25 protein-coding genes, 2 tRNA genes and 1 riboswitch are annotated in these 25,828 nt (G+C 38.3%); of the genes, 5 read left to right on the forward strand and 22 right to left on the reverse strand.

What is annotated here, in order from left to right; genetic code table 11:
- Positions 1–31: 31 nt before the first annotated feature.
- The 8 genes from rsmA to trpS all read right to left on the reverse strand — a co-directional run bounded on the left by rsmA (position 32) and on the right by trpS (position 9,422).
- Complete coding sequence (rsmA, locus tag GYV61_RS05585; RefSeq protein WP_174795083.1) at positions 32–925, reverse strand: 16S rRNA (adenine(1518)-N(6)/adenine(1519)-N(6))-dimethyltransferase RsmA; 894 nt, start codon at positions 923–925, stop codon at positions 32–34.
- Positions 915–1,481: a ribonuclease M5 gene (rnmV, locus tag GYV61_RS05590; protein ID WP_174795084.1), complete on the reverse strand. Its 567-nt coding sequence runs from the start codon at positions 1,479–1,481 to the stop codon at positions 915–917. The genes rsmA and rnmV overlap by 11 nt, the downstream gene beginning before the upstream one ends.
- Positions 1,468–2,235: a TatD family hydrolase gene (locus GYV61_RS05595; protein WP_174795085.1), complete on the reverse strand. Its 768-nt coding sequence runs from the start codon at positions 2,233–2,235 to the stop codon at positions 1,468–1,470. The genes rnmV and GYV61_RS05595 overlap by 14 nt, the downstream gene beginning before the upstream one ends.
- A complete protein-coding gene (gene metG, locus GYV61_RS05600; protein WP_174795086.1) occupies positions 2,235–4,211 on the reverse strand; it encodes a methionine--tRNA ligase in 1,977 nt (658 codons plus the stop codon). Before metG ends, GYV61_RS05595 begins: the two co-directional genes overlap by 1 nt.
- Before the next feature lie 116 nt (positions 4,212–4,327).
- On the reverse strand, positions 4,328–7,018 hold the full coding sequence (gene mgtA / locus GYV61_RS05605; protein WP_174795087.1) for a magnesium-translocating P-type ATPase: 2,691 nt from the start codon (positions 7,016–7,018) through the stop codon (positions 4,328–4,330).
- Positions 7,019–7,108: 90 nt separating this feature from the next.
- Positions 7,109–7,275, reverse strand: a riboswitch (M-box (ykoK) riboswitch).
- A 57-nt stretch (positions 7,276–7,332) separates the two neighbouring features.
- Positions 7,333–7,989, reverse strand: coding sequence for a TPM domain-containing protein (locus GYV61_RS05610; RefSeq protein ID WP_238786756.1), 657 nt, complete (start codon positions 7,987–7,989; stop codon positions 7,333–7,335).
- Positions 7,919–8,398, reverse strand: a complete 480-nt coding sequence (locus GYV61_RS05615) for a deoxycytidylate deaminase (protein WP_045928576.1) — start codon at positions 8,396–8,398, stop codon at positions 7,919–7,921. The genes GYV61_RS05610 and GYV61_RS05615 overlap by 71 nt, the downstream gene beginning before the upstream one ends.
- A gap of 4 nt (positions 8,399–8,402) precedes the next feature.
- Positions 8,403–9,422, reverse strand: coding sequence for a tryptophan--tRNA ligase (trpS, locus tag GYV61_RS05620; RefSeq protein WP_174795088.1), 1,020 nt, complete (start codon positions 9,420–9,422; stop codon positions 8,403–8,405).
- A 97-nt stretch (positions 9,423–9,519) separates the two neighbouring features.
- On the opposite strand from trpS, the gene GYV61_RS05625 reads away from it, so the two are divergent.
- Positions 9,520–10,125, forward strand: coding sequence for an SOS response-associated peptidase family protein (locus GYV61_RS05625; RefSeq protein WP_174795089.1), 606 nt, complete (start codon positions 9,520–9,522; stop codon positions 10,123–10,125).
- A gap of 156 nt (positions 10,126–10,281) precedes the next feature.
- Positions 10,282–10,352 (forward strand) — tRNA-Gly (locus GYV61_RS05630).
- A gap of 123 nt (positions 10,353–10,475) precedes the next feature.
- Here GYV61_RS05630 and GYV61_RS05635 read toward each other — a convergent pair.
- The 4 genes from GYV61_RS05635 to greA form a co-directional block, all read right to left on the reverse strand.
- Positions 10,476–11,138: a CPBP family glutamic-type intramembrane protease gene (locus tag GYV61_RS05635; RefSeq protein WP_174795090.1), complete on the reverse strand. Its 663-nt coding sequence runs from the start codon at positions 11,136–11,138 to the stop codon at positions 10,476–10,478.
- Positions 11,139–11,226: 88 nt separating this feature from the next.
- Positions 11,227–11,583, reverse strand: a complete 357-nt coding sequence (locus tag GYV61_RS05640) for a hypothetical protein (protein ID WP_110446526.1) — start codon at positions 11,581–11,583, stop codon at positions 11,227–11,229.
- On the reverse strand, positions 11,576–12,889 hold the full coding sequence (locus tag GYV61_RS05645) for a Y-family DNA polymerase (protein WP_174795091.1): 1,314 nt from the start codon (positions 12,887–12,889) through the stop codon (positions 11,576–11,578). The genes GYV61_RS05640 and GYV61_RS05645 overlap by 8 nt, the downstream gene beginning before the upstream one ends.
- A gap of 78 nt (positions 12,890–12,967) precedes the next feature.
- Complete coding sequence (gene greA, locus GYV61_RS05650) at positions 12,968–13,429, reverse strand: transcription elongation factor GreA (RefSeq protein ID WP_174795092.1); 462 nt, start codon at positions 13,427–13,429, stop codon at positions 12,968–12,970.
- Positions 13,430–13,638: 209 nt separating this feature from the next.
- Here greA and GYV61_RS05655 point away from each other — a divergent pair, with 209 nt between their 5' ends.
- Together GYV61_RS05655 and GYV61_RS05660 are read left to right on the forward strand one after the other, a co-directional pair.
- Positions 13,639–14,061, forward strand: a complete 423-nt coding sequence (locus GYV61_RS05655; RefSeq protein ID WP_046325466.1) for an Hsp20/alpha crystallin family protein — start codon at positions 13,639–13,641, stop codon at positions 14,059–14,061.
- 138 nt (positions 14,062–14,199) lie between these two features.
- Positions 14,200–15,516, forward strand: coding sequence for a C1 family peptidase (locus GYV61_RS05660; protein WP_174795093.1), 1,317 nt, complete (start codon positions 14,200–14,202; stop codon positions 15,514–15,516).
- Positions 15,517–15,591: 75 nt separating this feature from the next.
- On the opposite strand, the gene GYV61_RS05665 is transcribed toward GYV61_RS05660, so the two are convergent.
- The 6 genes from GYV61_RS05665 to GYV61_RS05690 all read right to left on the reverse strand — a co-directional run bounded on the left by GYV61_RS05665 (position 15,592) and on the right by GYV61_RS05690 (position 22,522).
- Positions 15,592–16,527, reverse strand: a complete 936-nt coding sequence (locus GYV61_RS05665; protein ID WP_174795094.1) for a nucleoside hydrolase — start codon at positions 16,525–16,527, stop codon at positions 15,592–15,594.
- Positions 16,528–16,536: 9 nt separating this feature from the next.
- A complete protein-coding gene (locus tag GYV61_RS05670) occupies positions 16,537–17,493 on the reverse strand; it encodes an ABC transporter permease (protein ID WP_046325476.1) in 957 nt (318 codons plus the stop codon).
- Positions 17,493–18,638 carry an ABC transporter permease gene (locus GYV61_RS05675; RefSeq protein ID WP_174795095.1) on the reverse strand — a complete coding sequence of 382 codons (1,146 nt, stop codon included), beginning with the start codon at positions 18,636–18,638 and terminating at the stop codon, positions 17,493–17,495. Before GYV61_RS05675 ends, GYV61_RS05670 begins: the two co-directional genes overlap by 1 nt.
- Complete coding sequence (locus GYV61_RS05680) at positions 18,631–20,166, reverse strand: ABC transporter ATP-binding protein (RefSeq protein ID WP_274600321.1); 1,536 nt, start codon at positions 20,164–20,166, stop codon at positions 18,631–18,633. The genes GYV61_RS05675 and GYV61_RS05680 overlap by 8 nt, the downstream gene beginning before the upstream one ends.
- A gap of 74 nt (positions 20,167–20,240) precedes the next feature.
- Complete coding sequence (locus GYV61_RS05685; protein ID WP_174795096.1) at positions 20,241–21,311, reverse strand: BMP family lipoprotein; 1,071 nt, start codon at positions 21,309–21,311, stop codon at positions 20,241–20,243.
- A gap of 119 nt (positions 21,312–21,430) precedes the next feature.
- Positions 21,431–22,522, reverse strand: a complete 1,092-nt coding sequence (locus tag GYV61_RS05690) for a BMP family lipoprotein (RefSeq protein WP_174795097.1) — start codon at positions 22,520–22,522, stop codon at positions 21,431–21,433.
- Between the two features lie 281 nt (positions 22,523–22,803).
- On the opposite strand from GYV61_RS05690, the gene GYV61_RS05695 reads away from it, so the two are divergent.
- Positions 22,804–23,337, forward strand: a complete 534-nt coding sequence (locus GYV61_RS05695) for a methylated-DNA--[protein]-cysteine S-methyltransferase (protein WP_174795098.1) — start codon at positions 22,804–22,806, stop codon at positions 23,335–23,337.
- A gap of 57 nt (positions 23,338–23,394) precedes the next feature.
- Here GYV61_RS05695 and GYV61_RS05700 read toward each other — a convergent pair whose 3' ends face one another.
- From GYV61_RS05700 to GYV61_RS05715, 4 genes are all read right to left on the reverse strand, one after another.
- A complete protein-coding gene (locus GYV61_RS05700) occupies positions 23,395–24,048 on the reverse strand; it encodes an HD domain-containing protein (protein ID WP_174795099.1) in 654 nt (217 codons plus the stop codon).
- A gap of 227 nt (positions 24,049–24,275) precedes the next feature.
- A complete protein-coding gene (locus tag GYV61_RS05705) occupies positions 24,276–25,112 on the reverse strand; it encodes a hypothetical protein (RefSeq protein WP_174795100.1) in 837 nt (278 codons plus the stop codon).
- Between the two features lie 240 nt (positions 25,113–25,352).
- A tRNA-Thr gene (locus GYV61_RS05710) sits at positions 25,353–25,425 on the reverse strand.
- A 63-nt stretch (positions 25,426–25,488) separates the two neighbouring features.
- Positions 25,489–25,827, reverse strand: a complete 339-nt coding sequence (locus GYV61_RS05715; protein WP_174795101.1) for a heavy metal-binding domain-containing protein — start codon at positions 25,825–25,827, stop codon at positions 25,489–25,491.
- Position 25,828 lies beyond the last annotated feature (1 nt).

The following is a 25,828-nucleotide window of genomic DNA, read 5'->3' on the forward strand; positions in this document are numbered from 1 at the left end:
TCTTTTTAAAAACTACCCCAGAATATTTTCGTCAATTTTTAACCGATACCCTATGTGCAATTTCAACAAATTGTTCTAGTGTCAGTTGTTCTGGACGAATGCGTGAATCGACTCCCAAAGATTTAATCAGAGCTAAGCGTTGTTTTTCATCTGGCAGAAGAACTTTTAAGTTATTATTTAATGTTTTACGTCTTTGAGCAAAACACATTTTAACTACCCGGTTAAAGTGTTCAAGGTTAGCTATATCAGGTTTATTCGCTGCCGCTAAAGGTTTTAAAACTACGACACTTGAGTCAACCTTAGGCTGAGGTATAAATGAGCTGCTTTTGACAGTCAAATAGGACCGCACACTCATTTCGGCTTGAACTGCAATTGTTAAAGGCCCATATTCCTTTGTTCCGACATGGGCATGCAAACGGTCGGCCACTTCCTTTTGCATCATCAAGGTTAAACTGGTAAATTTCAGTTGAGAATTATTAAGAAAGAAAATGATTGGAGTCGTAATGTAATAAGGTAAATTGGCAACAACCTTGATCGGCTTATTTAAATCAAAAAAGTCAACCAGATCAGCTTCAAAATCAGCCTTTAAAATATCTTTCATTTTTAATTTAAAGCATTGTTTCAATGGCATACCATTTATTTTAGCGGGTAGTTCATTTTGCAATATTTCCGGGAGGTTTTCATCAACTTCATAAGCAAAAACTTTAGCTCCGGCATTGAGCAGTTGTTCAGTCAAAGAACCAATTCCCGGTCCAATTTCAATCACCTGATCACCGGGTTTAATTGCGGCAGCTCGAACTATACCTTGAAGTACATCCAAGTCTACTAAAAAATTTTGACCCAAGCTTTTTTTAGCCTTCATAAAATAGCGATTGATAATTGCTTGAGTTCTAACTGGAGAGCCAATAGGAATCTCAGTGTTCATCTTTAACCTCCTCAACAGCCTGTTTAAGTTCCGCAAGTGAAATACCAAAAGTTTGTAAACGATGGTAGAATTGTTTGCCATTACCATAGCCAACGCTCAGCTTTATCCCCACTTGTTCCCGCAATTTGCGTGAATTAGGGCCACTGGCTAAACCTAGTTCTTGATATTTTTTCCTGGTTAAATCACTGCTGGGCAGCTTCTTTTCATGTAAAGCACTTAGTGCCCTCACCAGTGCCTTTTTTGATGCATGCTCAACGCCAAGTGAACCTTTTTTATGAGGCTCACCCTCTTTACGCGTTATAAAAGCCTGCTTTGCGGTCGGCACTGCTTTAGTAACTAGACGTCTGATTCGCTCGCCGTTTAAATCAGGATCTGTCAGGACAATAATTTCTCTTTTATGAGCTAGTTCCTGCAACTCAGTAAGTACTGTATCAGGCACATCCGAGCCATTCGTTTCGATAGTTTCAATCCCGGGGAAAAATTGTTTAAGACGAATAGTATCGTCTTTTCCCTCAACGACAACAACGGCATTATATTGTTTTTTAGTTAAGACCATAGACCCTCATCGTATTCGCATATGTTGCCTGAGCAACTTTTTCTAACGGGAGATCCTTTAATTCCGCAATAGCGCGAGCTACGTAATAAACATTGCCCGGTTCATTTTGCCGGCCGCGATATGGCTTAGGAGTTAAATACGGAGCATCGGTTTCCACCAACAATCGCTCTAACGGAGTTTTTCTGACCGCTTCATGCACTGCAGTTGCCTTAGTAAAGGAAGCGACACCAGAATAAGAAAAATATACATTTAAATCCAAAAATTTAGTCAGCCATGAAATATCGCCATTAAAGCTGTGCAAAATTGCACCATATTCTAAGTTACTGCTTTTTAATATCTCATAGCAATCACCAAAAGCATCCCTCGTATGAATATCAACCGGTTTTTTTAATTCATGAGCCAGTTCAACCTGTCTGGCAAAAACCTCTCTTTGTTTATCACGCGGAGATTCATCCCAATAGTAATCTAGCCCTACTTCACCTAACGCCACAACGCCAGGAAGCTGCAACTGTTCAATTAGCAAGTCTTCTGCTTTTTGGTTATAATCTTTGGCCACATCAGGGCAATAACCCACCATCGCAGAGACTTGAGTAAAACGCTGGCTTAAATCAATTGCGCGCTTATTAAACTCTGGATCCTGTCCTGCACAAATTATCTTGGTCACACCTAATTTTTGAGCTCGATCCAAATAAAATTCTTCTTTGCCCCGAAATGGTTCATCTTGTAAATGAGTATGGTTATCAATTAATTCCATTAACTTAGTTGGGCCCCAATTTCATGTTCGTCACCAACTAAAGCCAGCTTTACTTCACCATGTTTTTCACTAGAAAGCAGCATACCTTGGCTTAGATGACCTAACATTTTACGCGGCTTAAGATTAGTGACAGCCAAAACCTTTTTGCCCAGTAATTCACTGGCATTAGGGTAATACTGCCTAATACCACTTAAAATCTGTCTTTCATCGCCATTGCCAAAGTCCATTTGGAACTGAAGCAATTTCTTAGAACCTTGAACTGGCTCAACAGACAGAATTTTACCGACTTGGATTTTAACCTTAGCAAAATCGTCAATAGATATTTCTTTATCCTTACCTTGTTCGCTGCGGCTTGCCTTCTTCGGCTTAGCTTTAGCCATCTCGTCTTTAATGTATTTAATTTCTTCTTCAGGCTTAACTCTTGGAAAAATCGGCTTGGGATCAGAAATGACTTGAGTTTCCCAGGTGCATGCACCAAATTCAAGTTGCTTGTGCTCATCATTCTGCCAGTCAAGACCTAATTGTCTGTACATTTCTACTGGAGTCCTGGTCATAATTGGAGCAATCAGCAAAGCAATGATACGTAAACTCTCTGCCAAGTTCGACATTACGCGCGCTAAATCTGCAGCTTTACCCTCCTTATTTAATTTCCAAGGCATTGTTTCATCAATATATTTATTAGCACGATTAATAAACTTCCAGATATCTTCAATTGCCTGAGTAAAGTGCAAAGTATCCATTTCTGTTTTATAGCTGGCAATAACGTCTGCTGCCGTTTGGGCCAAGTCCTTACCTAAGTCATCCTGCTCTTGGGCAACTGGTTCAACTTTGCCATTTTGATATTGATTGATCATGGAAACAGTTCTGTTGAGCAGATTGCCTAAGTCGTTAGCCAAGTCATAGTTAACGCGCTCAACGAAATCTTCTGGCGTAAAGACGCCATCAGAGCCAAATGGCAAGGCACGCATTAAGTAGTAACGCAATGCATCCACGCCATAACGGTTAATAATAGATTCAGGATAAACTGCGTTGCCCTTCGACTTGGACATTTTGCCGTCTTTCATCAAAACCCAGCCGTGACCAATCACATGCTTAGGTAATGGCAAACCTAAAGCCATCAACATAATCGGCCAGTATATTGTGTGGAAACGAACAATTTCTTTCCCTACCAAGTGAATATCAGCCGGCCAGTATTTTTTAAACAAAGAATCATCGTCTGAGCCATAGCCCAATGCAGTAATATAGTTAGATAATGCATCTATCCAAACATACACGACATGCTTAGGATCACTTGGAACAGGAATACCCCAAGAAACAGTCGTTCTGGTGACTGATAAATCTTCCAGACCAGGCTTTATGAAATTGTTGACCATTTCCTTTTCGCGAGAATGAGGCAGAATAAAATCAGGATGGTCTTGGTAGTACTGATAAAGTCTGTCTGCGTATTTGCTCATCTTGAAAAAGTATGATGGTTCTTTAACCAGTTGGACTTCATGACCAGATGGTGCCTTGCCGCCAATCACATTACCATCATCGTCTTTATAAACTTCAGCTAATTGTGATTCTGTGAAATACTCTTCATCTTCTACAGAATACCAGCCTGTATATTCGCCCAGATAAATATCACCTTGTTTTAACAGCTGCTCAAAAATCTTTTGAACGCCTTTAACGTGTTCTTTATCAGTAGTCCGAATAAATTTATCGTATGAAATATCAAGGCTTTGCCACAGCTTTTTATAAATAACCACCATTTTATCCACAAATTCTTGCGGTTTAACCCCTTGCTTTTCAGCTTTTTGCTCAATTTTTAATCCGTGCTCATCAGTACCAGTTAAAAAGAAGGTGTCGTAGCCTTGGCTGCGCTTGTAGCGCGCCATCACATCAGCTGCGATTGTGGTATAAGCATTGCCGATAGTCAATCGGCCGGATGGATAGTAGATTGGTGTTGTGATATAAAAAGTTTTTTTATCAGCCATATTCATTTGCTCCTTAATTTTCGCTTAATTATACTATATTATACTACACTAACAAAAAAGCGAATTCCTTACGGAGTTCTCTTTTTTAGTAGATATTTAGTATTCTGTACTTACTTTTAGATTAAAAATTTTTCGCTCTTTAAATAGAAATACTTGACAACTGAAGTCAATAAAATATATAGAACAAGTATACCGAATACTACCCACATAAATTCAATTGGCATCTTGCCGAAGCCCAGTTTTGTTGCCAAGAATGAAAATGGAATCAAGGTTCCAATTACCCCAGCACCAAATGTTGCTAGAGTAACTCCCGGTGCAGCGTGCTGCTTAATAAATGGCAAACGCGGATCACGCAAAGCGTGAATAACCATTTCCTGAGTCCAAAGTGATTCAATAAACCAGCCGGTGTGGAAAAGAGCGACAAATGCAACTTTTTGGGTTGCTCCCAAAGCGCTGTAATTTCCTCCTGTCAATTGTGGACAAATAATAAAGAATAATAACGCAAATGTCAGAATATCGAAGACAGATGAAGTTGGACCAAAGTAAAACATAAACTTAGGCAACTTCTTGGTTGACCATGTCCGTGGTTCTTTTAAGAACTTATCAGACATGTCATCAAATGGTAGCGCCAGACAACTAGTGCCATAGAGTAAATCTAAAACCAAGAGTTGCAGTGGCAGCATTGGCAAGAATGGCAAGAAAGAAGAAGCCACCATAATTGATAAAATATTACCAAAGTTGGAAGACAGCGTAATCTTGATATACTTCATAGTGTTGCCAAATACTTTTCGACCGATTCTCACGCCTTCTTCTAGTACATTCAAATCCTTATGCAGCAGAATAATATCAGCAGATTCCTTGGCGATATCCACAGCAGTATCAACAGAAATTGAGACATCAGCTGCCTTCATTGCAGGAGCATCATTGATACCATCACCCATATAGCCTACTGTATGACCATTTTGCTTTAGCAGATTAATAATTTTGGTTTTATCTTCCGGCGATAATTTGACAAAAATATTGCATTCTTCCACCATTTTTGCCAGTTCTTCAGGCTTCTTACCTTCAAGATCCGCACCTGAATAAACCGTATCGACATTTAAACCAACTTGTAAGCCAACCGTTCTGGTAACGGCCTCGTTATCTCCTGTAAGAATTTTAACGCTGATACCATCATGCTTTAGACGCGCTAGAGCATCTTTCGCACTCTCCTTAGGGGGATCAAGGAAGGCAAGATAGCCGCAAAGAATAAGGTCATTTTCATCTTTTACTGAAAATTCACCAACTGGTGCAGGATTACGTTTGTACCCCAGCATGATCACGCGCAAACCATCATCATTCATGTCATTTACTTTAGCCATTACTTTTTGCTTACGTTCAGGTGTTAAAGGTAAAATCTGACCGTCAACTTCAAGCTTGGTAGCAACAGCCATCATTTCTTCTGAAGCACCCTTAGTTACTAACAAGTGCTCGCCGTGCTGTTCATCAGAGTTTTCCACTACCACACTCATGCGTCTTCTGGAAAAGTCAAACGGAATTTCATCAATCTTATTGTAATCACGCTGAATTTCACTGATATCCAGTTCATCCCCAGCAGCTTCAATTATTGCTTTGTCAATCAGGTTTTTCATCCCCGTTTGGTAATTGGAATTAAGATAGCCTAACTCTAAAATCCGCGGATTTTCCCGTAAATTTAAATCATAATGACGCTCTAGAACTACTTTGTCCTGAGTCAGGGTCCCAGTTTTATCAGTACACAAAATATCAGCCGAGCCAAAGTTCTGAATTGAATTCATCTTTTTAACAATTGTGCCTTTTTTGGACATTTCAATTGAACCTTTAACCAGATTGGTGGTTACAATTACAGGTAGCATTTCGGGTGTTAGTCCGACAGCGGTCGCAATTGAAAAGATCAGGGCATTAACCCAATCGCCCTTAGTAATACCATTGATAATGAAAACCAAAGGTGCGATGATGGCAGTCATAATTATTAATAATCTAGAAACATTTTTGATACCAACATCAAAGGTCGTGTTTTTTACATCATTATGTGAAATATCATGAGCCAGTTTACCGAATATAGTTCTTTCACCAGTCGCAAAAACAATTCCTAAACCAGAACCGGAAACGATTGTTGTACCTTCGTATAAAATATTAGGATAATCCAGATAATCACGATCCGCCCCAATTTTTGGCTTGGCAGTGGCAATTTTTTCTACCGGATTTGATTCACCATTTAAAGAACTGGAAGAACAAAAGAGGTCCTTACTGGTTAAAAGGCGCATATCGGCCGGTACCATGTCTCCTGCAGCTAACCGAATTACATCACCTACAACCACTTCACTAGTATCAATTTCCTGGTCCTGACCATCGCGAATAATATCTGTCGTAACAGAAACGAGTTTAAGTAAAGAATCCACAGCATTAGATGACCTGACGTTTTGCACAAAACTGGTTATTCCGGAAATCAAAACCATCGTGACCATAATTGCTACGGTGGTTAAGTCCTTTTCTCCTGCTGGTACAAAAATATAGTCGGTAAATAAAGACAATGTAGCTAAGACCAGCAATACCAAAGTAAATGGCGTGATGAAAGCTTCCGCTAAAAAGCGGAGCTTAGAATTGTGTCTATTTGTGGCAATAGTATTAGAACCATATTCCTCCCGGTTTTTTTCAGCTTGCTCGCTAGTTAAACCGTTACTGCTAGCATGCAGCCGCGCTAAAGTCTCGGATCTATTTTCTTTAGCTATTGCTTTTACCAACTCCAAGTCTTTGTTGCTGGTAGTACCATTTGGTTTTTTCAGCATTTTCCCACTCTCCTCATCACACAACTAATTCAAACAAACTAAAAAAGGAGCCACCTAGCTAACCGCTTGGCGTCCCCTTTTCAACAGGTATTATTATACTCATCGTTCAGTTTTAACACTACGTGACGTAAGCTTGTGCTGCTAGCTATCTGGTTTGCGCCTTATATCGACGAAAACTATTTGACCCGTTGGCATCTCTGGATGTTTCCGGGCGATAGCATTTGTTCACGTAGGAGTCTCACCTAACAGTTTATTTGTTCTTATTTAATTTGCACTGTGAGTTTAATACATAACACATGATAAAGTCAACATTTTTACCTTTTTATGTTCAAATTATTTTTAAAAAAGTAAACTAAGCCGCTGATTACTAGTGCCAAGGCTAAAGCAATAGGTAAAGCCAGCCTATGAGGGTGGGAAAGTTGCGCACGTTCATCACTGGACAAGTCATATTTATCAAGTGAATATTGGTAACGCTGATCAATGGTAGTGGCACATGCCCTAAAAACAAAGCGTAATCCTTCATTAAATTTCTTTTTATTGTTACTACGCAATTTATCAGATTGAGACCGAATTATATTTGTCCGGACATCAGCAGAAAACGCACTGTGAAGATCTTTACTGGAATATATCTGCACGTTACGCTTCTTGTTTTTAGTACCTACAACGATAAAAACTGTCCGTTTATATTTATTTAATTTGGCGGGTGTTAAATGGTCAACCCGGTTTACCGTTTTGACAATGATTTGTGGTTGTTCACTGGTTTGAAAATAACGGTCATTTTTGGCTAAAATCAATTTACTGGTTTCGCGTTCAAGCAAATTACTATTGTCTTTAATGTTGGGACTTGCAAAGCCCGTCAGCGTCAGAAAAATACCGACTAAAACCGTAAATAACGCTAATTTAGTTTTCAGCGTCTTCCAGTTTATGGGCCAATTGCTCCACATATTGCCGATCGATTTTAATTTGTTCATAAGGAACCCCACAGTCTTTAAAAAGTTTAATCGCCAGCGGACTGTCATTGTAATCAAAATAATAATTGATTTTTTTAACTCCAGCCTGCACTAAAGCTTTAGCACAATTATAACAGGGAAAGTGCGTAACATAAATTTCAGTATCATCGGTTGAAACACCGTTACGTGCACACTGAATAAGTGAATTCATTTCTGAATGAATTGTCCGCACGCAATGGCCGTCAACTAATTGGTGACCTACATCATCGCAATGAGGCTGACCCGTAACAGAACCGTTATAACCGGTGCCAATAATACGATTCTTTTTAACTAAAACACTACCAACCAAAGCCCGGTCACATGTTGAGCGCTGGGCAATTACCAAGGCCTGCATCATAAAGTACTGTTTCCAGGGAATTCGCTTACGCATTTTTTTACCTCTTGAAATAATTCAAACCGATTGCGTCTCGTACCTCTTGTAAGGTTTGATCAGCTACTTCGTTTGCTTTTTTAGAGCCCTCAATCAGCATCTCATAAACAGCAGATATATTCTGTTCATATTGAGCACGCCGCTCACGTATTGGAGCCAGTTCTTTTTCCAACACCGTATTTAAGTAACGCTTAATTTTAACGTCACCCAAGCCGCCTTTTTGGTAATCTGCCTTTAATTGCGCTACCTTATTCTTGTCAGGATCAAAAATATCAAGGTAGGTAAAGACAGTATTGCCCTCTACTTTGCCTGGATCTTCAACATGGATGTGCTGGGGATCAGTATACATTGACATTACTTTTTGTTCAACGGTCTTGGCATCATCAGATAAATAAATAGCATTATTTAAGGATTTGGACATTTTGGCATTACCATCTAAACCAGGCAAGCGCCCCTCACCCTTTTCTGGGAAATAGCCTTTAGGTTCTACTAAGACATTGCAGTTATAGACACGATTAAAGGTCCGCACAATTTCACGTGCTTGTTCTAGCATGGGCTCTTGGTCATCCCCAACGGGTACCAAAGTTGCCTTAAAGGCTGTGATATCAGCTGCCTGTGATACTGGATAATTTAAGAAGCCCACGGGAATGGAATCGTTAAAACCTTTTTGCTTGATCTCAGCTTTAACAGTTGGATTACGCTCTAAGCGGCTGACTGTGACTAAGTCCATATAATAGGCTGTCAGTTCAAACAAGGCGGGTATTTGGGATTGAACGAAAACGGTTGAAACTTGAGGATCTATCCCCACTGCCAAATAGTCTAATGCTACTTGAATTAAACTTTTTTGAATCTTTTCAGGATTACGGGCATTATCAGTTAAAGCCTGGGTATCAGCAATCATGATAAATGGGTGATATTCACCCGAATTTTGCAATTTTACCCTATTCTTTAATGAACCAATGTAATGACCCACATGCAACTTTCCCGTTGGTCGATCACCTGTCAGGATAATTTTCTTTTTCAATTTAGTTTTCCTTCCTTAAATAATTAAAATCTTTTTAATATAATAATTTATAATAATTCTACCAAAAATCAAGCAATGATTAAACACGGAGGAAAAAATGTGTAATCAATTTCAACTACCAAGTTTGGCCGAAATTAAAAAATACTTAGCAAACGACTTAAACTTGCCTTTAATAGAACCCGCAAGTAACTTACCCCAAAACCAGAACATTTTCCCACAAGGAATTGCTCCTGTACTAGTATATTCGGATAAGCAATTACAGTTACTGCCTAAATCCTGGGGTTATCCCAGTCCATTCGACCACAAACAAGTGGTTTTTAATGCCCGGGTTGAACGCTTCTTTGAAGAAAAAAGATCAATGTGGGATTCTTCATTTGCCAAATCTCGCTGTATTATTGTTGCCAAGCAATTTTTTGAATCCGGTCATGAAACCTATCTGGGGGAAAATAACCATAGTTATCACGAACGCTTCAGTTTTAAAAATGCGAATGCCGCACTGACATTAATAGCCGGAATCTATCAAAAAGACCATTTTTCAATGGTAACTACTAAGCCTAACGCGTCCTATGCCCCAATTCATGACCGTATGCCCCTAGTTATTCAACCAGATGAATTGCGCCAATGGCTGTTTCAAAACTTCTCGTCTTTAGTTGATCGCAGCCAGTTGGAGCTTGATTCTGTCAAAATGCCCCATAGAAAGTAATTACTCTTAAATTTTTCTATCACCTATTATTACGCAAATAAGGCTAAAGCGCGCGAAAATATTAAGGGCTTTAGCTACATTTTATCTAGCCAGTTTTAAAAATCAAAAAACAAAACTTGGTTTCGCAAACGAAACATGGTAAACTGTTTGAGTAATGCGGGTATAGTTTAATGGTAAAATGTTAGCTTCCCAAGCTGAAGATGCGGGTTCGATTCACGCTATCCGCTTAATTAAAAGGCAATGACTTCGATAGTCGTTGCCTTTTTACTCTACGCAGATAATTGAAACCAAAAAATTCCCCAAATTTCGGACAAAATTTAGGGAATTATTTCATGTGCTAAGCTTTTATTTTAAGTCATAATTATTAAGATAATGCCATTTAGCACCGCTAAATAAATTGGCATCCATAAAGTTTGAGTATAAAGGTAAGACCAGGCAAAAAGCCCACCAAGTACAACGTTAACTACTAATAGTAACAGTGAATTTTGCCAATTAAGTAAGCTGAACAAGATACCAGAAGTAAGTATGCCCAGAATTGCTGTTAGAACAGTGTTACTTCTAAACGCATAATTAAATAAAAACCCAGTAATTAAAAATTCTTGCAGAATTGGTAAAACTATCCCTATTGCAGCTAGTAAAAACCAGTAAGTCAAACTTGCCTCCTGGTGCAAATAAGCAATTTGAAAATTATATAATTTTAATCTGCCATAGGATTGGAGCCAGGAAACACTAATACGTAATACCGTTACCACAGCAGTCAGACCAATTATTAAGCCAAAATTATTCAGCCAGGAACCCCCAAAACTACGGTCAAAAAAGCGCTGTTCTCTATTAAAACGATAAACAAAAAACAATGAAACCATCAGCGAGATAGTTGCAAATAAGATTAAATCCCAAATATGAATCGGTGAATTAGCAGTAACTAGCTTAATCACGCCGACAACCATCAAATAGCTAATAAAATAAACAAAATAGCGTATAATGTTGCCTTGCCTCGATGCTGGTGTATTCACAAAAATTACCTCTATACTATTATGTACCTTACAAGTTCCATATTATAGCAAAAAAAGCAACCTATATAAAATATCAAGAAAAATTTTCTCAATCGACACTGATATTGTTGATATCTTCTAGCGCAATTTTTTGGCCAGCAACAATAATACCATCATCACTATAGCCACTGACAAAACCAACTATATCGGCGGGCAGCTGATCATCACTGTTCATGACCTTAACTTGCAGGTGAACCATGCGGTGATTACCATACGCCTTAAGGAGTTGCAGGCTTATTTCTTCCATACTCATAGTTTGTTTAGCGGGATGCTTCACGCTGCGCTTTTGCTTATCTTTATTAATTGCCATTGTATGATCGCTTAAAAAGAAACCTTGCCACTTTTTCATTTTGCGATCTTGATAGTTTTTAAAAAAGTCTGTGACAATTTTATCAAAATCATTCATATGCATTTCCGCCATTATGCCCGCCAACTAAACTACTGCGCCTGATTGCTGTTGCACCTTTAGCCAAGCTCGATGCCTTGACCAAACTGGTAAAGCCATATTTCTTTCTGATTCTATCAATAGTTATATTTATAGTCCGTTTTTTTATCTGTTCAGAAGCTGGAACAAAAAAGGTCAATTGCTGGCAGGTATCCGGCTCTAAACGACTGCAGTTAACCCCTAAAGCACGGACTGTTTCGCCATGCCAATTTTTACGAAAAAGTGCCAGTACTTCTTGCACTAACAAGTCATTATCATTGGTCGGACAAATTTTTTGCTGCACATTAAAGCCCTTGCGCCTGCCATCTTGTTCATACCTGGAAAAGCCGACAAATAAACTAATGCAGCCAGCTTGCAAGCGGTGTGCCCGTATTCTGGCACCTACCTGCTCGCCAATTTCACGTAAGACTATCTCAATCTCCCGCTGATCTGTATAGTCACGGTTTAAAATCTGAGAATTACCGTAATTTTTCATTATGGAAAAATATTTTTCGCTAATAATGCTGCGATCCACCCCCCAGCTGATTGCAAATAACTGCTCACCAATCACGCCAAATTCTTTTTTTAAGATTGCTGGATCAGTATGTGCCAATTCATACATATTATTAATATGTAACCGACGCAAACGGACAGCTATTCTTTTGCCAATCCCCCAAACATCTTCCAGATCTTTAATTTGCCAAATAGTATCAGGTACATCAATATAATGCCAATAATCAATCATTGAACAACGGTGTTTAGCAGAAATATCCATGGCTAATTTGGCTAGCAATGGATTTTCTCCTATTCCGCAAGTAGTGTAAAGTCCAATTTTTGATTTGATTTCTACCTGAATTTTGCGTGCTACCAGATACGGATCGTTGCCAAACAAACGCCATGACTTAGTCATATCAATCATGCTTTCATCAATAGAATAGACATGGATATCCTCATCAGCAGCATACTTTTGAAAAATTGCCAATACCTGCATGCTGCGCTTGATATATAAATTCATATGAGGTTCTACTAAAATCAAATCCGGCGCTTCTTTTTTCGTGGGTAAATCACGTACCCGCATGACGTTAGTCAACCCATATTTCTTTTTCGCTAATGGTGAAGCCGCCATAATTAGCCCCGAGCCGTAATTTGTATGTGGCTGATGCGAAACTACTGCCAACACAGCTTTCATTGGGTTTAGACCTAATTGAAGTGCCTCACAACTAGCAAAGAATGATTTGTTATCAATCATAAAAATTAACCGGTGTGGTTCATAACGGTAATCATACATTGCTTTCACTTCCTATTGCAAACTTGTGTTCGCTAAAATAAATTATACAAACACAAGTTCGAATAATCAAGCAAAAATTTATTCAATTGCCGCAATAGTAACCTGATACTCCCCGGCAGGTGCTACAACACTTACAGTTTGACCAACTTCTTTTTTCATAATTGCTTGGCCCAATGGTGAGTCAAACGCAACTTTTCCTGCTCCAATATCAGCTTCCATACGGCCGACAACCTGGTATGTTTCAGTTTCTGGGTCGTCAGCAAACTTTAGTGTGACCGTCTTACCTAAATCAACTTTACCATCGGCCTTTTTTTCGATAATTTCGGCATATTTCAACTGCTTTTCCAGATAACGCAGACGACTTTGAAGATGACCTAAATCACGCTTGGCCTCCGTATATTCGGTGTTTTCCGACAAATCACCTAAAGAGCGGGCTTCCTGTAAAATTTTAATTCTTCTGGGCCTATCCTTTTTTAAACTGGCTATTTCATCTTTAATTTTTTGGTAACCCTTGGGCGTCATTTTTTGATAATAAACCAAAATATTCTCTCCTAATTATATTCTTAAAAATATTATCCACAAGCTATAAACACCAATTTAAAGCTATAAATTATAATTATATAGCACTCCAAAAATAATAGTGCTAATTATTTCCTTTTTATGAATCTGCATACTATAATAATAATTGCAAGGAAGAAATGAAAGTCTTCTGATACAAATATATAAATTTCGAAAGGAAGTTTTTTACTATGGCAAATGATATGATGAATCGGCACAATGACCTATTTGATGCGATGAACGATTGGTTTGATCTTCCGAGAAAATTTTTTGACGATAACGAAGTAGCAAAATTAATGCAATCAGATGTTGTTGAAAACGACAAAGAATACGTAATTAAAGTTGACATGCCTGGAATGGACAAGGACAAAATTCACCTAAATTATAATAATGGTATTTTGAGCGTATCCGGCTCAAGAAAATCATTTAAGGATATGTCTAAGGATAACAGTATCATCCACCGTGAAAGAAGTGAAGGCCACATTTCACGCAGCTTCAGATTACCAAATGTAGTTGCAAGTGATATTCACGCAAAGTATGATAACGGCGTATTGACTATTACCTTGCCAAAGCAGCAAGCTGGTGCAAATGATAACTCAATCCAAATTGATTAACTTATTACCACATTGCATAAGTTTTAAATAAATTACCAATACAATTCTCTAAAGCGAGTTCAGCTATTGAACTCGCTTTTATTTTAGCTTAAAATATATAGTAATTTAAAAATAGATTAAAAAAGGAGAATTTATTTTATGGCTCATAAATTAACTGTCCAAGAGTTGGAAGAATTTGCCGCAAACTTTAATGAAAAACCACAAAATCAAGTTGTTGCCCGAGCAGCTCAAAAAAGTGGTGTTTTAACAGCTGCTTACAATGAACGCGTTCAAGGTGAATTGACCCGTGTGTTTTCAACCGAACTTGATACAGAAAATGTTACTAATCAACGCCAATCAGGTCGTTGCTGGGAATTTGCCACTTTAAACATTTTACGCCACAATTTTGGTAAAAAATATCACTGCAAGAATTTCACTTTCTCACAAAGCTACAACTTCTTCTGGGATAAAATTGAACGGGCAAATATTTTTTATGACAATATCTTAGACACAGCAGACGAACCACTCGATTCACGTACTGTTAAAGCCCACCTAGATGGTGCAGGCGAAGATGGTGGCCAATTCCACATGGGCGCTGCTTTAATTGAAAAATATGGTGTCGTTCCTTCTTATGCAATGCCTGAGAGTTTCAATACCAATAATACTAATGGCTTTGCCAAAGCTTTGGGTGATAAGCTGAAGAAGGATGCTCTGGTCTTGCGTAAATTAAAGCAGGCCGGTAAAGACGATGAGATCGAAAAAGCCCGTAAGCAATTCTTAAGTGAAGTTTACCAGATGACCGCAATTGCAGTCGGTGAACCACCTAAGAAATTTGATTTGGAATATCGTGATGACGATAAGAAATATCACTTGGATAAAGATTTAACTCCACTGGAATTTCTGCATAAATACATGGGTGACGTTGATTTTAATGACTATGTCGTATTGTCTAACGCCCCGGACCATGAATATGATAAATTATACGGTCTACCTTTTGAAGATAACGTTGAGGGGTCATACCGCATCAAATTCTTAAACGTGCCAATGGAATACTTGGAAACTGCAGCTGTTAACCAGTTAAAAGATGGCGAAGCAGTCTGGTTCGGCAATGATGTTGGTGAACAAAGCGACCGCAAGAAGGGCTATCTTGACAGTGATTTGTACCAACTAAGCGAACTCTTTGGCGTAGACCTTAAGATGTCCAAGGCTGATCGTTTGCGCACTGGTGCAGGCGCTTCTACTCACGCAATGACTTTAGTTGGCGTAGATGAAGACGGTGGACATGTTCGCCAATGGAAGGTTGAAAACTCCTGGGGCGAAAAGAACGGTGACAAAGGATTCTTTGTTATGAACAACGACTGGTTTAAAGATTACGTTTACGAAGTTGTTGTCCACAAGAAATACCTGACACCAGAGCAAGTAGCTATAGCAGAGGGCCCAATTACTGATTTACCAGCTTGGGATTCACTCGCTTAAGCTGATCTATAACTAATAAAAAGACGAAATTCTATTGTGAATTTCGTCTTTTTTATTACAAATATTAATTAATGTCTAACTACGCAATAATAATTCATCAAACTTTTTAAAGAATAAATTTTTATCTGCTTTAGTCACTAGAGTTATTTCACGACCAGCAGGATCATCTTCCAAACGGCCTGCTGCCAAACCTTGGGTAATTACTCTTACCTTGTGTTTTTTAGTCGTCAAAACAACTTCAGGATATAGGGCACTAATGACCGTTAAAACGTCCCAGAAGTATAATTGCGCAGTTGGTATTGGCGGATTAACCAGAAGGCAATATCCTTGTGCAACTAAATCCATAGCTGGATGTTCACTTAAACTGGCCCAGTGCATTCTTAACTCATCAGTTAAAGGCAGTTCTTCACTGCTTTCAAGACCAATAACCTGCATGGGAATACTTGATTTCAAAACAGTTTCAAGCGCAAAAGGATCCCAGAAAGCATTCCATTCTTGAGTACCGTCAGCATTAACCTGAACAACATTACCATGACCATCAAGGGAACCACCCATCCAATACAGCTTTTCAATGTTATCCGCAATTTGAGGATTAGTTTCTAGTGCGCGCGCTAAATCCGTTAAAGGACCTGTCATAACTAAAGTTACAGGCTGCTCTGATGCCATAATTTTCTCAACCATATCTAAATGAGCCGGCTTGTCTGCCATCTTAGTAATCACTTTGCCAGAACGATTCAATAACGGCAGATAATTGAAAGAATATGCCGCTTTACGCCAATCTTCCGGAAACTGATTAACGGCGCGAGAATTTGATTTGGCAATTTCCAATTGATCACCGCGCAAGTTAAAGCGATCTGTCAACTTACGACATACTTCAACAGCCGGATCAACATAGCCATCCGCATCAATTGCACTAACGCCAATTAATTTAATATCTGGGGCTTGCAAAAACAGCAAGCAAGCTACTAAATCATCAATATTACCATCATGGTTAAAATAAATTGTTTTCATTAATACTCCCTATTTTGACTTAATATAATTTTGACCATCAGCTGCTGGAGCAACCGATTTTCCGAAGAACAGAACTAAAACTATGATTGTAATTACATAAGGAGCAATCTGCATGTAAACAGCAGGTATGTGGCTGAAGAACGGCAATTGATTGCCGATGATACTAATACTTTGAGCAAAACCAAAGAAAAGCGAAGCCATCATTGCACCTAACGGATTCCATTTACCAAAGATCATGGCCGCCAAAGCCATAAAACCTTGGCCCACAATAGTAGAAACTGAAAAGTTACCAGAAATTGCCTCTGCAAAAACTGCACCGCCAACTCCACCTAAAAAGCCTGATATTAATACGCCAGCATAACGCATGCCATAAACATTAATCCCCAGAGTATCAGCAGCTTGCGGATTTTCACCACATGAGCGCAAGCGCAAGCCAAAGCGGGTTTTATACAAAATCCACCACAATACTACGGACACCACTATTGCCAGCCATGCTGGTGCTGATGTATTTTGAAAGAAAATAGGCCCTATTACAGGAATATCAGCTAAGCCGGGAAAACTAAAATAACCAAAGCTTTGAGTAATGTTTTCAGTTTGCCCTTTATCATAAATAGCTTTAACTAAAAATACTCCTAAAGGCGGTGCCATGAGGTTAAGTACAGTCCCACTGATAATATGGTCAGCATGAAAATTAATAGTGGCAACAGCATGTAGTAATGAGAAGAGCAGACCCACAATTCCACCAATCAATAAGCCAAGCCATGGCGTTGCTTTACCAAAAGTAGAAGCAAAAGTCAGGTTAAACACAATGGCAGAAAAGGCACCGATAGTCATTATTCCTTCTAGGCCAATATTGGTAATACCTGAGTTTTCACTATAAACGCCACCTAAAGCGGTGAAAATCAACGGAGCCGAATAGACAAAAGTTGATGATACAATTAACGCTAAAATCGTAACTAAATTCATTAATTTTGTCCTCCTTGAGTTTTAGTAGAATCCGCCACCGCACTGTCTGAATCCGTATCAGCGGTTTTGGTGTCTCTTTGAATTGCCTGGGCTTTTTTAGTTTTAAATAGTAGTCCAATAACATATTGAATAGCAACAAAGAAAATAATAGCGGCAATAACTATCGAAACGATCTCATAAGGGATACCGGCAATGGTCTGCATCCCTAGACCACCAATTTTTAATATCGAAAATAATAATGAAGCTAGCAAAATACCAACAGCTGTGCCGCCACCAAGAAGGGCAACAGACAAGCCATCCCAGCCAATATCCAAACTAGTCGTCTGGGTAAAGTAGTTTTGATAAGTACCAAGGCCCTGAACAACTCCACCTAAACCGGCAAAACCGCCAGACAGGAGCATCGATAGCATAATATTCTTTTTAGCAGACATTCCGGCATAGCGACTAGCTGCAGCATTAGTACCAACCGAACGAATTTCAAAGCCGGTGGTAGTCTTCCGCATTAAATACCAATACAAAAAGACGGCGACTAAAGCAATAAAAATTCCCGCATTAATCCGTGAATCACCAAACATTGAACTAAGCCAGTCAATCTTTAAACTACCGTTGGCAGTAATTGTTTTAGTAGTATCAGTATCAATACGTAATTTCGCTGACATTACCTGCTGCATCAAATATTGACAGGAATAAAGCACAATGTAGTTAATCATAATAGTTGTAATTACTTCGTTAGTCCCAAATTGAGCACGCAGCCAGCCGGCAACACCGGCAACAAGTGCACCGGCAATAATACCGGTAATCACAGCCAGTGGCAGTAAAAACACTTTAGGCATATTGGGATTAGCCAGCACCACCCAGATGGATGACAACCAGCCTGCTTGCGCCTGACCGGGCAAACCAATATTGAAAAAGCCAGCAGTAGAAGCAATGGCAAATCCAATAGCAGTAAAAATCAGGGGGGTAGCTTCACGAATAGTTTCACCTATACCATTCATATTGCCTAAGGCGCTGGAAAACATTGAAGCATATGCTTGAAACGGGTTGTAACTCCAGACCAGCATGATGATTGCCCCAACTAAAAAGCCTGCTAAAATTGAAATAATTGGTACTAAAATTTTCTTAGTTTTTAGTGTTACTTTAAGCAAGAGCGCTGCCTTCTTTCTTAACGCCAGTCATTAACAATCCTAATTCCTCATCACTCGTGTTTTCCGGCCTGACTTCACCTGAAATACTGCCATTATGAAGGACAATAATCCGATCAGACAACTGCATAATTTCATCAAGTTCATACGAGATTAACAAAATTGCTTTACCTTGAGCTCTTTCGTTTAAAAGCTGATTATGAATGTATTCAATAGCACCAACATCAAGTCCGCGTGTCGGCTGAAAAGCAATAACCAAATTGCTGTTGCGGCTTAGTTCACGGGCAATTATCACTTTTTGTTGATTACCACCAGATAAATCACTCACAGGCATTTTTTCACTGGTCGTCCTGATATCAAATTGCTTAATCAAGTTTCTAGCATGTTCGTGAATGACATCGTAGTGCATGACGTTGTGACGTGAAAATGGTTCTTGATAATAAGTTTGCAGAGCTAAATTATCTGAAACTGAAAAAGGTAAAATCAAGCCATATTTTTGCCGGTCAGCAGGAATATATGACACGCCCTTTTCAGTTATTTGCCGCACCTTGTGATTAGTCATGTCTTCGCCGTCAATTATAATTTTGCCGGCATGAACATGTTGCAAGCCGGTTAAAGCCCTGACAAGTTCATCTTGACCATTACCATCAATACCGGCAACACCCAAAATTTCGCCAGCATGCAAATTAAAAGACATTCCTTTAATTACAGCCACGTTTTGCTTATTTTTCACTTGCAAATTTTCAACCTGCAACATCGTTTTACCAATTTTTGCCACTGGCTTATTAAGTTTCATGTTAACATGACGACCAACCATCAATTCCGCCAAACGATTATTATCAACGTTAGCAACATTAAAAGTTCCTACACTTTGACCAGCACGAATAACAGTGACACGATCAGCAGCTCTCTCAATTTCTTCCAGCTTGTGCGTGATTAAAATAATCGATTTACCCTCTTTAGCCAGTCCACGCAAAATTTGAATAAATTCCGTAATTTCTTGTGGCGTTAAAACAGCAGTAGGCTCATCAAAAATCATAATATCAGCCCCGCGATACAAAACTTTCAGAATTTCCACTCTTTGTTGTTGCGCCACTGTAATCTCACTGATTTTTTTCTGAGGGTCAATATTTAAATTATAGCGCTCAGATAAGGCCATAATCTGCTTTTCAGCTTTTTTAAAATCTAGTTTAGGTCCCTTGGTTGTTTCATGACCCAAAATAATATTTTCCAAAACTGTAAAGGATTCCATCAACATAAAGTGCTGGTGCACCATACCGATACCTAGGTCTTTGGCAACAGTTGGATTTTTAATATTAACCTTTTTTCCGCGAACTTTGATTGTACCTGAAGTGGGCTGAATCAATCCTGATAGAATGCTCATGAGAGTTGATTTACCAGCACCGTTTTCCCCTAATAACGCCAGAATCTCACCTTTTTTCAAAGTCAGATTAATATCGTTATTGGCTTTAAAGCCATTAAAATCCTTAACAATATGGCGCATTTCTATTACGTTCGTCATATTTTCCATTTTATGTAAATTTCCTTTTTCGTAAAAAACTCTTTGCATAAGTATACACAAAGAGTTTTAATCAATAATTTACTTTAATTTTGCGCTACAGTAATTTTTCCGGCAACTATTTGTTGTTTGGCCTTTTCTACTGCCAGCCATGCCTTTGGTGTAAGGTTGCCTTTAGTAATTGAAACACCATTGCCTTTTAAGGAGTAGACAAGATGCTTTCCTCCTGGGAACTTACCTTTAGCCGCATCGTCAGCCAAGGATTTAGTTGCAACGTTTAGTCCCTTCAATACTGAAGTTAAAGTAAAGTTAGCCTTTTTACCATCTTTCGTTTTATAGTTACCAAGATTTTTCTGGTCAACATCTACACCAATCACCCAAACCTTGTTATTTTCAGGTTTAGTTTGATTTAGGGCTTTAGCTTCTTGGAAGACTCCGCTACCGGCTGAACCTGCAGCCTGGAATACTACATCACATTTATTAGCATACATTGACTGAGCAATTGATTTAGCTTTATCGTTTGAAGTAAAGTTACCGATATACTGTACGCTGACATTGATCTTTTTATGCTGAGCTTTAGCAGCGTCTTTTACGCCTTGCTTGAAACCAGCTTCAAAAGTATCAATAATAGCTGACTTAGCTCCTCCGATAAAACCAACTTTGTTGGTCTTGGTAGAATAAGCGGCAGCCACACCACCTAAATATGATGATTCATTACTCTTAAAAGTTACTGAAGCCACATTTTTTTGACCAGTAATCACATCGTCAACGATTACAAAATTTTTCTTAGGATTCTTTTTAGCAGCTGCTTTAACCGAATCTTTTAACATATAACCAATACCAAATATTGTTTGGTAACCAGATTTAGCAGCTTGGTTAAAGTTAGGTGTATAGTCAGTAGCACTGCTAGATTGGAAATACTGATAGCCTTTACCTTGCTTGAAATTATGTTCTTTACCATAATCTTTAAAACCGGCCCATGCAGCCTGGTTAAAGGACTGGTCATTAATACCATTGCTATCAGTAATTAAAGCAATACTGTCTTTTTTGTTCTGACTGCTTGTTCCCTGCTTTTTTCCCGAGCAAGCATTCAAAACTAAAGTAAATGATGCCATTAAAAATCCTAACGACAAAAATTTCGTAAATTTCTTACCCATTGATTTTACCCTCCACAAAATACGAACTTTTCATAATTAATATTATAATAAAATACGCATTAATTCAAGAAATATTTTTTTGTGGTTGATTATAGGTAAAAATGTTGGCGTATTGCGAACTATTTACTTGGATGAATTGGTACTTTGATATTACCCTTAATAATTTCTGTACGAGCTTGACGTGAATATTGCCAAGCTTTTGCACTAATTTGTCCGCGTTTGATCGAAACTCCGTTAGTTTTTAGACCATAAACCAGTTGCTGACCGCCAGGGAATTTCCCGTGATAAGCGCGATTAGAAATGTCCCGTGTAGCTACATTTACACCGGTAATAACTGAAGTCAAAACAAAATTATCCTTTTTACCATCTTTAGTCTTGTAGTTACCTAAATGAGACTGGTCCGAATCGACTCCAATAGCCCAAACTTTGTTAGCAGCTGTTCTTGTCTGGTTAATTGACTTAGCCTCTTGGAACAAGCCGTTGCCAGCTAAACCAGAAGCATGGAAAATGATATCGGCTTTTTTAGCATACATTGACTGGGCAATTGCCTTTTCTTTATCAGCACTCTTAAAGTCGCCCACATATTGGTTTAAGAGTGTAATCTTTTTATGCAACTTTTTAGCCTGGTCATGAACGCCTTTGGTAAAACCGGCATCAAACAAATCAATAATATTGCCATGAGCACCACCGATAAAGCCAATGACATTCGTTTTTGTTTCTGTTGCCGCAACAACACCGGCCAAATAGGAAGCTTGCTCACTCTTAAAGTTGGCGGAGGCTACATTCTTTTGCCCCTTTATTACTTCATCGACGATGACATAATTCTTTTTAGGATTCTTTTTAGCAGCTGCTTTGACCGCATCTTTTAAGCTATAGCCTATACCAAAAATAGTCTGGTAGCCGGCTTTGCTGGCTTGATCAAAATTAGGCTCAAAATCCGCTGCACTGCCTGATTGAAAATACTGGTAACCATTGCGCCCGCGATTAAGATGATGATCTTTACCATATTCCTTAAAGCCTTGCCAAGCAGACTGGTTAAACGAATTATCATTAACACCCGCAGTATCAGTGATTAGCGCAATTGAGTGTTTGGCACTACTACTTGAATTGCTGGCGCCACCTTGCTTTTTACCTGAGCAAGCAGTAAGCGCTAACCCTGCAGCAACCGCTATCGCACTGATGGAAAAGATTTTTTTAATTTTTGACCTCATATTGTACCTCCTGTAAATATCACAATACCTAACATACCATATCTGGTAGTATTGTCAAAAATCAGCTACAAGATAAAGTGTTGATCTGATAGCATTCCTATTTTTTCATGAAAGCGAAACTGAGCCTTACTCATAATGTTTTGTATACCACAAATAAAAAAGTTAAAATTTTCGTATAGGTGTTAATTAAGTTAATCTGGCGCCATTAAGCAACCTTTGTTCATAAACCAACGTATAATAAAATATATGGTAAAATGTTCGTCAATGATAAAGGTAATCTAATGAAATTATATAAGGCATTTTTTAAATCAAAGTTAGGAACGTTAACGCTTTTAAGCGATGACAGCTATCTCCTAGGATTATGGTTTAACGGACAAAAATATTTTGGTGCCGGCTATGATTTGAGTCTTGTCAAAGTCTTTCCCAGTAGCCCGATTAAATCGGCCCAAAAATGGCTGACTGCTTATTTTGCTGGGCAAAAACCAGACCCATCTACCGTCCCCGTGAAACCTGACGTGTCAGCCTTTAGGCAAAAAGTACTTAAGGAACTGCAAAAAGTGCCTTACGGCGAACTTGTCACTTATAAAGAATTATCCGCTCGAGTGCAAAAAGGGCAAAAGAATAAAGTAAATAAGGCTCGTGCAATTGGCAATGCTGTTGGACACAATCCTATTAGCTTAATCATTCCCTGCCACCGTGTAATTAGCAGTGACGGCTCTTTAACGGGTTATGCTGGAGGTCTCGACCGCAAAAGGGCATTATTAAAAATGGAAAATCCCCAAATCAAATTTTCCAGCCAATTAGACTTGCGATAAAGCATTTAATATTCGGTTTTAAAGCAAAATAAAAAGCTGCATGGAGCTCCACGCAACTTAAACATTCCATTCAGACATAAATTCTTTGACATAGTCACGCATAAATTCAGTTCTTTTTTGCGCTTCCTTTTTCCCTCCGACTGTATTCATTAAGTCAGCCAAATGGAATAATTTTTCATAAAAATGATTGATTGTTGTTTCCGTGTGCTTTCGATATTGATCATGACTAACCAGCTTTTGCGGTTTGATTCTGGGGTCATATATAACATTGCCATGGGCACCACCATAAGTAAAAGCCCGCGCAATACCGATTGCACCCAGGCTTTCAATGCGATCAGCATCTTGGACATATTCTCCAGAAACTGGCAGCTGATAATGATGCTCGATATTGGCTGAAAAGGACATATGCTGTATTGTAAATAAAATATCTTTTACTTCTAAAGCAGTAAACCCTGCTTGTGGCAACAATTTTTTAATACTGGCAAGAACCTGATCAGGATCTGCGCAAATTTTTTCATCAATAGTATCATGCAAATATCCAGCCGCCTCGATAATAGCAACCATACGGCTGTCTTTATGTGCAGCAGGATTATCCTGCAAATACATTTTGCTAGCCAAATGCGCTACCCGTTGGCCATGATAAAAATCATGACCAGTTTTTTCATCTTGCAGCTGCTCTTTAACAAATTCTGTTACTTTAGCTAAATCCAAATTAATTTCCTTTCCTCATCCAACTATTAAGCTTGTATTCCCTTAAAATATAACTTAATGACGATTTTACTGCTTTTTTACTAAAAAAAGACAGACCACAAATTCATAGCTTTTACTACTTGTTTAATAGTCTATCTCTTTTGATTAATTTAACCAAACCATTTTATGTTAGTCACCAAGATCAAAGAAACACTAGCTTTTGAGATAATTCTTACCAAATATCAATGCTAAATGTTTAATTTCTTATGGGCTGGTTTGAACTTATGATTTTTAGTTATAGTACCAATGTGATTATAAGTTACTGTTGCTGGTTTAAATTGACTTAAATCTTCCGTCTTAATATAAGTCACAATTAATTCACCATTGGGCACATAGTTATACAGCGGGTAATAATTTTCATAGGTATTAGTACCGTCAACTCTGAATTTAATCGGTGTGCGCCCAATCCAAAAACCTTTATGTTTACCTTTTGTTTGACCATCTTGCTTCAGGGAAACTGTAAACGTAGCGTCTTCCTTATTACTATATATAATGTTTTCATTAGTTAGCGTTTTACCATATTTATGATCTGATTCACTGTAACCATTATAAGCATTAGCCAAAGAACCATTGTAATCATGAACTACCGCGTGTCCCTTTTTAAGTTGGTAACCATATGGGACCTGGCAATATGCGGCTGGAATAATATATTTTCTTTTGCCATCTTTTTCCTTAATATTACTAATAAAATAGCGTGTGCCGTTGATTGTGCCAGCACCTATAAAGACATCCCAGTCATCAATCCCAGGATCAGACTTAGTTCCTATTAATTTTAGTGATTTAAGATCACGATACGCTTCAACATTGTCACCTGGAATAAAACTAGCGTACCATTTTCTTTTTTTGATGTAATGGACACCAGACTTTTTAGAAAGTTTCTGGAGCTTGTTATAATCCTTAGTTGTCGCAACCGGTAGTGATTTGGCAGCAACGGTTTGAGAGTTTAAACAAGCTAGTGTAGTAATGCCAGCAGTCAATAACACTCCCGCAATTATGATTTTTTGGAATAATTTGGTTTTCTTCATAGCAAATTGACATCCTTTCTGTAAGATACAGTTTGACCTTTTATAATAGATTATTTACCTGACACTATTAGTTATATAATCAATAATAAAATTAAGCAATATAAAAATTAGATAATAATGATTTTTAATTTTCAATTTTTCGATACAATTTTACCGCTAAAACTGATTACGACACTTAATGCAAAATAGTCCTTAACCTATCACAGCAATATTTTGATAAATTACTGATATTAAAAATTAAGCCACTTCCCAGATTTGAACTGGGGACCTCCTCCTTACCACGGCGGTGCTCTACCTTCTGAGCTAAAGTGGCGAATTAAATTCAATAAAAAAGCATTCACTTTCCATAAAGCGAATACTTCAAATAATACTATATCTAGTCATTATCTGCAATAAATCTTACAGCAGTACCGTAGGCAACCACTGACTGCATGTCGCCACTGATTGAACCAGAGTCAAAACGCATCATCACAATTGCATCTGCGCCCTTATCCTCTGCAGCTTGACGCAGCCTTTCTAAAGCTTGATTGCGAGAATCTTCCAGCATTTTGGTGTAACTGCGAATTTCACCACCAACAACTGATTTTAATCCTGCACCAAAATTTTTAACAAAATTTTTGGACTGAGTAGTCAGACCAAATACTTCTCCGATAAGTTCGTATTTTTTACCAGGTATATTTTCTGTAGTTGTTATTAAAATCTCTCTTTGTGCCATT

The organism is Lactobacillus melliventris (assembly GCF_013346935.1).
Classification (GTDB): Bacteria; Bacillota; Bacilli; order Lactobacillales; family Lactobacillaceae; genus Lactobacillus.